Origin of the sequence: Limnohabitans sp. (assembly GCF_044373035.1) — a bacterium.
In the GTDB taxonomy this organism is placed as follows: Bacteria; Pseudomonadota; Gammaproteobacteria; order Burkholderiales; family Burkholderiaceae_C; genus Limnohabitans_A.
This window is the reverse complement of record NZ_JBILQU010000119.1, coordinates 1-7,851: the sequence shown is the minus strand read 5'-3', so window position 1 is coordinate 7,851 and position 7,851 is coordinate 1. Positions and strand designations below refer to the sequence as shown.

Annotated in this window: 9 protein-coding genes; 7 read left to right on the top strand and 2 right to left on the bottom strand. The window is 61.0% G+C overall.

Annotation, left to right across the window (positions count from 1 at the left end; genetic code table 11):
- From ACIQ47_RS13635 to ACIQ47_RS13605, 7 genes are all read left to right on the top strand, one after another.
- The coding region (locus ACIQ47_RS13635; protein WP_396438634.1) for an alanine racemase C-terminal domain-containing protein at positions 1-410 on the top strand (410 nt) is incomplete at its 5' end.
- Between the two features lie 133 nt (positions 411-543).
- Positions 544-1,554 carry a thiamine pyrophosphate-dependent dehydrogenase E1 component subunit alpha gene (locus ACIQ47_RS13630; RefSeq protein WP_396438636.1) on the top strand — a complete coding sequence of 337 codons (1,011 nt, stop codon included), beginning with the start codon at positions 544-546 and terminating at the stop codon, positions 1,552-1,554.
- Positions 1,545-2,519, top strand: a complete 975-nt coding sequence (locus tag ACIQ47_RS13625) for an alpha-ketoacid dehydrogenase subunit beta (RefSeq protein ID WP_396429249.1) — start codon at positions 1,545-1,547, stop codon at positions 2,517-2,519. Before ACIQ47_RS13630 ends, ACIQ47_RS13625 begins: the two co-directional genes overlap by 10 nt.
- 152 nt (positions 2,520-2,671) lie before the next feature.
- On the top strand, positions 2,672-3,190 hold the full coding sequence (locus ACIQ47_RS13620; protein WP_296293389.1) for a TRAP transporter small permease: 519 nt from the start codon (positions 2,672-2,674) through the stop codon (positions 3,188-3,190).
- Positions 3,187-4,485: a TRAP transporter large permease gene (locus ACIQ47_RS13615; RefSeq protein WP_296293390.1), complete on the top strand. Its 1,299-nt coding sequence runs from the start codon at positions 3,187-3,189 to the stop codon at positions 4,483-4,485. Before ACIQ47_RS13620 ends, ACIQ47_RS13615 begins: the two co-directional genes overlap by 4 nt.
- Positions 4,486-4,513: 28 nt before the next feature.
- Positions 4,514-5,548 (top strand): DctP family TRAP transporter solute-binding subunit, encoded by a 1,035-nt coding sequence (locus tag ACIQ47_RS13610; RefSeq protein ID WP_396438633.1) that lies wholly within the window; start codon positions 4,514-4,516, stop codon positions 5,546-5,548.
- Positions 5,549-5,699: 151 nt separating this feature from the next.
- The gene (locus ACIQ47_RS13605) at positions 5,700-6,623 is read left to right on the top strand and encodes a DMT family transporter (protein ID WP_396438632.1); all 924 of its coding nucleotides are present in this window, start codon (positions 5,700-5,702) and stop codon (positions 6,621-6,623) included.
- A 4-nt stretch (positions 6,624-6,627) separates the two neighbouring features.
- On the opposite strand, the gene ACIQ47_RS13600 is transcribed toward ACIQ47_RS13605, so the two are convergent.
- Together ACIQ47_RS13600 and ACIQ47_RS13595 are read right to left on the bottom strand one after the other, a co-directional pair.
- Complete coding sequence (locus ACIQ47_RS13600; protein WP_396438631.1) at positions 6,628-7,386, bottom strand: sulfite exporter TauE/SafE family protein; 759 nt, start codon at positions 7,384-7,386, stop codon at positions 6,628-6,630.
- A gap of 316 nt (positions 7,387-7,702) precedes the next feature.
- The coding region (locus ACIQ47_RS13595; protein WP_396438635.1) for a GMC oxidoreductase at positions 7,703-7,851 on the bottom strand (149 nt) is incomplete at its 5' end.

Here is a 7,851-nt window from a genome sequence, read left to right as displayed (position 1 = left end):
ATTGGGGTCTGCAACCCGCCATGAGCTTGCATGCCCGCATCATCGCGGTGCAGCAGTTGCAGGCTGGCGACAGCGTGGGTTATGGCTCCAGTTTTGTGGCCGATGGCCCTATGCGCATCGGCGTGGTGGCCTGTGGCTATGCCGACGGTTACCCGCGCATTTGCCCCACAGGCACGCCCGTGCTGGTGGACGGTGCACGGGGCCGCACCGTGGGCCGCGTGAGCATGGACATGCTGACGGTGGACCTGAGTCCATTTCCCGATGCGGGCGTGGGCAGCCAGGTCACGCTCTGGGGACAAGCCGAGGGGGGTGCGTTGCTGGACATTGACGATGTGGCGCAAGCGGCAGGCACTGTGGGCTATGAGCTCATGTGTGCACTGGCTGCGCGTGTGCCGGTGCTGGTGGTCTGAGGCCCCATCCCTAAGTTCCAGGGGCCCTGTCGCCTGCGTGCAGGCCTTCAGGCCAAATGCCATTAGAGTAATCATGGCCTTGAGAAGTTGTTTTCCGGGGCAATCTCATCACAGGAGACACCGATTGCTTCAGATTCCCAAAAAAGACGCATTGGCCGCTTTGTATCTGTGCATGGCCCGCATCCGGGCTTTTGAAAATGCCGCAGAAATCCTGAGCCAGGGCGGCGTCAGCGCTTACAACAAAACCGCAGACGGCAGCGCCAAAGTGCGCGGCCCTTTGCACCTGTCCACCGGGCAAGAAGGCGTGGCCGCTGGCGTGTGTGCCCACCTCACCCCGCGCGACTACCTGACCTCCACCCACCGTGGCCACGGCCACACCCTGGCCAAGGGGGCGGATCTCGGCCGCATGATGTGCGAGCTGTACGGCAAAGCCACAGGTTTTAACGGGGGCAAGGGTGGCTCCATGCACATCGCCGATTTTTCGGTCGGCATGTTGGGGGCCAATGGCGTGGTGGCGGCGGGTCTGCCCATTGCCGTGGGCGCAGCACACGCCCAGAAATTGCAGGGTCGCAGCGACATCACCGTTTGCTTTTTTGGCGACGGTGCCACCAACCGGGGGCCTTTTCTGGAGGCCCTCAACTGGGCGCAGGTGCACCAGTTGCCGGTGCTGTTTGTGTGTGAAGACAACCGCTGGAGCGCCACCACCGCCAGCGGCCCGATGATTGCCGGCCCCGGCGCTTCGGCGCGCAGCGAAAGTCTGGGCATTGCAGCCCACCTGGTCGACGGCAACGATGTGTGGGCTGTTCACGAAAAAGCCGCCGAGCTGGTGCAGACCGTTCGCTCGGGCCACGGGCCGCGCCTGTTGCATGCGCTCACCTACCGTGTCAAAGGCCATGTGTCGGTGGACCTGGCCGCGTACCGGGACCCCCGGGAAGTCGAAGAAGCCCTGAAAAACGACCCCATCCAGAACGCCCGCCGCGCGCTGCTGGCGCTGGGAAGCAGCGATGCCGCGTGCGACCAGATGGACCAGCAAGCCCAGGCCGAAGTGCAGTCCGCCATGCAGTCAGCGGATCAAGCGCCCTGGCCCAGCGTGTCTGCCGCTTACACCGACATCCAGACCACAGGAGCAGGGCAATGGTTTTGAACACGATGAGCTACAGCCAGGCCGCCGTGCTGGCCGTGCAGCGCGAAATGGAAGCCGACGAGCGCGTGGTGGTGATGGGTGAAGACGTGGGGCGGGGCGGTATCTTTGGCCAGTACAAAGGCTTGCAACAGACCTTTGGCACGCACCGCATCATCGACACCCCCATCAGCGAGGCGGCCATCATGGGCGGCGGCGTGGGCATGGCGCTGGCGGGCATGCGCCCGGTGGTGGAGATGCGCGTGGTCGACTTTGCCCTTTGCGGCATGGACGAAATCATCAACCAGGCCGCCAAGAACCGATACATGTTTGGCGGCCAGGGCCGTGTGCCTTTGGTGGCCCGCATGCCCATTGGCATCTGGGACGCTTCGGCGGCGCAGCATTCGCAGTCGCTTGAAGCCTGGTTTGCCCACATCCCCGGCTTGGTGGTCGTGTGTCCGGGCTCGGTGCAAGACAACTATTCTTTGCTGCGCGCGGCCATGCAGTGCGGTGACCCTGTGGTCTACATGGAGCACAAGACCCTGTGGGGCTTGGAAGGGCCAGTGGACGAAAGCGTGCAAGTGCCACTGGGCCAGGCCGCTGTCTTGCGTGCGGGTGATCGTTTGACGATGGTCAGCTGGAGTCGCCAGATGCAGGTGTGCCAAGTGGCTTGCGATCAATTGGCGGCTTTGGGTATTCAGGTCGAGCTGATTGATTTGCGCACCCTGTGGCCTTGGGATCGGGACACGGTGCTCAAGTCTGCGGCCAAAACAGGCCATCTGCTGGTGGTGCACGAAGCGATTCAGGCCGCAGGCTTTGGCGCTGAAATCGCCGCCACCGTGGCCGAAACCTTGGGCGTGCGCGTCAAGCGCTTGGGCGCGCCGCGCATCCCGGTGGGTTACGCCCCTGTTCTGGAAGCGGTGGCCCGCGTGTCGGCTGAGCAGATCGTAGCGGCAGCGCAGAACTGCCTGAAGCCCGTCACTCAGTGAGGATGTTGCCCCATGCGATCTGCTTGCACCTGCACTTTGCGGGCTTTTTCATGGGGTAATCCCTGTGTCCCCGGGGCGCTTTGGGGCCTGATCGGGCGGCATGTGGCCAAGAACGCCATGGTAAAGTGAATTTTAAATTTGGCTTGAGACCTATGACCCATTTGCACGAGCAGGCCCCCGCCGAAGTGGCCGCTGCTGAATCCGATGAAGAAACCGCCGTTCCTCTGAAAATCGAAGACTGGCTCACGGTGATCGTGATGGCTCTGCTCTCGCTCATCACCTTTGCCAATGTGCTGGTGCGCTATTTCACCGACCAGTCCTTTGCCTGGACGGAAGAGTTTTCGGTGTTTTTGATGATCGTGCTGGCGCTGGTGGCGGGCTCGGCCTCGGTGGCCCGCAACCGGCAAATCCGCATTGAATACTTTGCCGACAGCGGTTCAGAAAAACGCCAGCGGGCGTTGGCCCGCTTTGGTGCGCTGATGGTGTTTGTGCTGTTTGCGCTGATCGCGGTGCTCAGCGTGCGCGTGGTCTGGGACGATTTCCGCTTTGGCGAGACCTCGCCGGGCATTGGCGTGCCGCAGTGGTGGTACACCATCTGGTTGCCGGTTTTGTCGGTGGCCATTGCCGGGCGTGCTTTGGGCTTGTTCATACGCCGGGGGCGTCAGCCATGATCCCGACCCTCCTGTTTGTGGCCTTTGTGGTCATGATGCTCATGGGCGTGCCCATTGGCGCGGCTTTGGGTTTGGCCGGTGCTGCTTGCATTGCCTTGGCCAACTCGGACGCGCAGTGGTTTGGCCTGCTGGCTGTGCCGCAAAACTTTTACGCCGGTCTGGGCAAGTACCCGCTGCTGGCCATTCCCATGTTTGTGCTGGTGGGCTCCATCTTTGACCGCTCGGGTGTGGCGCTTCGGCTGGTCAATTTTGCTGTGGCCATCGTGGGCCGTGGCCCGGGCATGCTGCCTTTGGTGGCGATTGTGGTGGCCATGTTCCTGGGTGGTATTTCGGGTTCGGGCCCGGCCAATGCGGCAGCGGTGGGTGCGGTGATGATCGCGGCCATGTCGCGCGCGGGCTATCCGGCACCATTTTCGGCCAGTGTGGTGGGTGCAGCAGCGGCCACGGACATTTTGATTCCGCCTTCGGTGGCCTTCATCGTGTATTCGGTGCTGGTGCCCGGCGCCTCGGTGCCCGCGCTGTTTGCGGCGGGCATGATCCCGGGCATTCTGGCGGGCTTGGCCTTGATCGTGCCCACCGTGTGGATGGCCCGCAAGCACAAGATGGGTGCGCTGGAGGCGAGCTTGCCACGCCCCGAATTGTGGACAAGCTTTGTGCAAGCCGTTTGGGGCTTGGCAGCGCCGGTCTTGATTTTGGGCGGCATGCGGGCCGGTTGGTTCACGCCGACCGAGGCGGCGGTGGTGGCGGTGTTTTATGGCCTGTTTGTGGGCATGGTGATTTACCGCACGATCAAGGTGCGCGACCTGTTTGTCATCTTGCGCGAATCGGGCGAGTTGTCGGCGGTGATCTTGCTGGTGGTGTCGCTGGCAGGTATTTTTGCCTTTTCGCTGTCCACGCTGGGGGTGATCGACCCGGTGACGAACGCCATCGTCAACTCGGGCTTGGGCGAATACGGCGTGCTGGCGCTGCTCATCTTGATGCTCATCACTGTGGGCATGTTCCTTGACGGTGTGTCGATCTTCTTGATCTTTGTGCCACTCCTGTGGCCTATCGTGCAGTACTACAAATGGGACCCGGTCTGGTTTGGTGTGATCCTCACGCTCAAAGTGGCGCTGGGTCAGTTCACGCCGCCGCTGGCCGTGAACCTGATGGTGTCTTGTCGCATCGCCGGGGTGCGCATGGAAGAAACCGTGCGCTGGGTCGGTTGGATGCTGTTTTCGATGTTCCTGGTCATGCTGGCGGTGATCGCTTGGCCCGAGCTGGCCCTGTGGCTGCCGCGTTATTTGGGTTATTGATGTTCATTTTTTCAACAAGGAGAGAACCATGAAACTTCGTCGTCATTTGCTCAGCCTGCTGGCTGTGGCCGCTGGCTTGGGTGCCTTCACCGCTCCGGTGGTGGCTGCTGAATACAAAGCCGAGTACCGCATGTCGCTGGTGTTGGGACCTCCCACACCTTGGGGCCAGGCTGGCAAGATGTGGGCCGACACGGTCAGGGAGCGCACCCAGGGTCGCATCAACATCAAGCTCTACCCCGGCGTGTCGCTGATCCAGGGTGACCAGACCCGCGAATTCAGTGCATTGCGCCAGGGCGTGATCGACATGGCCGTGGGCTCGACCATCAACTGGTCGCCTCAGGTCAAAGAATTGAACCTGTTTTCGCTGCCATTTTTGATGCCCGACTACGCGGCCATTGACGCGTTGACGCAAGGCAGCGTGGGCCAGAAGATTTTCCAGACCCTGGACAAGTCGGGCGTGGTGCCTTTGGCTTGGGGTGAAAACGGCTTCCGTGAACTCACCAACTCCAAGCGCCCCATCAAGTCGCCAGCCGATTTGAAAGGCATGAAAATCCGTGTGGTGGGCTCGCCCATTTACTCGGACATGTTCTCGGCCATGGGGGCCAACCCCACGCAAATGAGCTGGGCCGATGCGCAGCCTGCGCTGTCCAGCGGCGCCGTGGACGGTCAGGAAAATCCGCTGTTCTTGTTCACCGTGCTGAAAATGCACACCGTGGGTCAGAAATTCGTGACCACTTGGGGCTATGTGGCAGACCCGCTGATCTTTGTGGTCAACAAGGACATCTGGGCGTCGTGGACACCCGCTGACCAGGCCATCGTGCGCCAGGCCGCTGTGGACGCGGGCAAAGCCGAAATCGCCATTGCCCGTAAAGGCCTGGTTGAAGCCGACAAGCCAGTCCTCAAGGACATCGCCGCCATGGGCGTGACGGTGACATCGCTCTCCGCCGACGAGCGCGATGCCTTCGTCAAAATCACCCGCCCGGTGTACGAGAAGTGGAAAAACACCGTGGGCCCTGCCCTGGTGAAAGAAGCCGAAGCCGCTGTTGCTGCACGCAAGAAGTGATGTATTCGCCTGGCCAGCACAACTTGTTGGCCAGGCGTTTCCAGTCTGGATGCAGGCCATGACAGCGCCCAGGGGCGTGACGCGGTGACCCTGCGGCCTTCTTGATGCGAGCGAGACACGGGATGCCGCCAGCTGGCACCACAATCCTTGCATGCCCGTCCCGTCTCACTTACACCGTCACGACCGACGTGCCCTGCTTGTGGCGCTCGTATTGGTGGTCATCTGGGGGGGCAACTTTACCCTGCAAAAGTACCTGTTTGACCTGATCACACCGGGTGGTTTTTTGTGGGCGCGGTACCTGATCATGCCCATCTGTGCGCTGCTGCTCATGCGTTGGCGTTTTGGCCGTTGGCTGCCCCCTTTGCCTCGCAAGGACTGGATGCAGATGGCCTGGCTGGGCTTCCTTGGCCACTCCGTGCATGTGGGGTTGGTCACTTACGGCATCCATTGGTCTACGGCATTTTCCAGTTCGGTGATCTTGGCGTGCGGACCGATTTTGACCTTATTGATCCTGCGGTACCAGGGTCTTGAGCGGCTGACCGCAGCACAAATGTCGGGTGTGGCCTTGGCTTTTGGCGGGGTACTGATGTTCCTGTCTGACAAGTTGCTGGGCGGCAATTGGCGCGCTGGCGGGGGCGATTTGGTATTGTTGGTTGCGGCCGCTTTCTTTTCTTATTACACCGTTGCCGTCAAGCCCGTGATGGAAAAACACGGGCCGGTCTTGACCATGGGGTACGCCACCTTGCTGGGTGGTTTGCCCGTGATGCTTTTGTCGGTGCCCGCCGGCATGGCTGCCAATTGGTCGGTGCTCGACTTTTGGGCTTGGGTGGGTTTATTCTGGTCCATTTTGGTGTCAGCCTTCATTGGCTGGTTGGCTTGGGGCTGGATCAACACCGTTCGCGGCGTGGCCCGCACAGCGCCTTTGATGTACTTGATGCCCCCCATGGCGGGCTTGTTTGCCTGGGCTTTGTCGGGCGAGCATTACAGCTGGATCAAGATGGGTGGAGCCGGCGTGACCCTTTTGGGCGTGGCGCTGGCGCAGTACGCGGGGCAAATCAAATGGCGTTTGCGGTGAAGGGCTAGCGCAGCCAGGTGTCGTAAGCGGTTTTGCAGATCAGGGCCAACACCACCACAATGAACACTTGGCGCACAAAACCCGAGCCGTGTTTCATCGCCAGTCGGGTGCCGATCAGGCTGCCAATGATGTTGGACACCGCCATGACCAAAGCCAAGTGCCACCACACATGCCCTTGATAGGCAAACAGCATGAGCGCTGAAAAATTGGTGGCCACATTGATCAGTTTGGCCGAGGCCGTAGCGTTCAAGAAGTCATAGCCCATCAAGCGGACATAGGCAAACACCAAAAAACTGCCCGTGCCGGGTCCGAAAAACCCGTCGTAGAAGCCGATCGTCAAGCCGATGGCGGCCCCAACCCAGGCCTGCTTTGCACCTGCATAGCGGGGCGCATGGGTGCGTCCCATGTCTTTTTTGGCCAGGGTGTAGACCAGCAGCATGGCCATCATGACGGGCAAGGCTTTGCGAAACAGTGTGGGGTCGACCTGTGTGACCACCCAGGCCCCGATCAAGGAGCCCAACAGACCCGCGCCGGCAGCGGGCAGCAAGGCGCGCCAGGGCATGACCACCTTGCGGCTGTACTGCAAGGTGGCAAAAGCGGTGCCCCAGATCGCGGCGCTTTTGTTGGTGCCAAACAAAGTGGCGGGAGCTGCCCCCGGAAAGGTGGCAAACAAGGCGGGGATCAGGATCAGGCCACCACCACCCACGATCGCGTCCATCATCCCTGCCAGCAAGGAGGCCAGCGAAACAATCAGTAATTCCATGGGCGCGATTGTGGCAGTGTGCCCGTGTTGTGGCTGTCACCGGCTGGCGGCCAGAGGGACAAAAAAAAGCGCCGCTTGCGCGACGCTCAGAAAAATCACACCTCGTTGGATGCTGTTCAATGTTGGAGTTCTTAGGCTTCAGTGTCTCCTCGGCCCTCGGGATGCAAGTACAGCTTTGCATCGAGTGATTGAAATGTAATCCCGCAAGCGCTTCTTTTTCCTCAGGGATTTCCCCATTCGGGGGAAATCCCTGACCTCAACTGACGCTTGTCTGAAAAATGTGTGAACTTTGGGGTTCCCCGAAGCGTAGGACAGGTCAGTGCACCGCGTCCTCCACGATCCATTGCGCCGCTTTTTCCGCAATCATGAGCGTGGGGCTGTTGGTGTTGCCGCTGGTGATGGTCGGCATCACGCCGGCATCCACCACACGCAAACCCGCCATGCCGCGCACTTTCAAGCGACCAT

Bases quoted from the DNA above. Each gene is read 5' to 3' on its own strand.
- ACIQ47_RS13625 (WP_396429249.1), top strand. From the start codon at position 1,545: ATGGTTTTGAACACGATGAGCTACAGCCAGGCCGCCGTGCTGGCCGTG.
- ACIQ47_RS13620 (WP_296293389.1), top strand. From the start codon at position 2,672: ATGACCCATTTGCACGAGCAGGCCCCCGCCGAAGTGGCCGCTGCTGAA.
- ACIQ47_RS13615 (WP_296293390.1), top strand. From the start codon at position 3,187: ATGATCCCGACCCTCCTGTTTGTGGCCTTTGTGGTCATGATGCTCATG.
- ACIQ47_RS13610 (WP_396438633.1), top strand. From the start codon at position 4,514: ATGAAACTTCGTCGTCATTTGCTCAGCCTGCTGGCTGTGGCCGCTGGC.
- ACIQ47_RS13605 (WP_396438632.1), top strand. From the start codon at position 5,700: ATGCCCGTCCCGTCTCACTTACACCGTCACGACCGACGTGCCCTGCTT.
- ACIQ47_RS13600 (WP_396438631.1), bottom strand. From the start codon at position 7,386: ATGGAATTACTGATTGTTTCGCTGGCCTCCTTGCTGGCAGGGATGATG.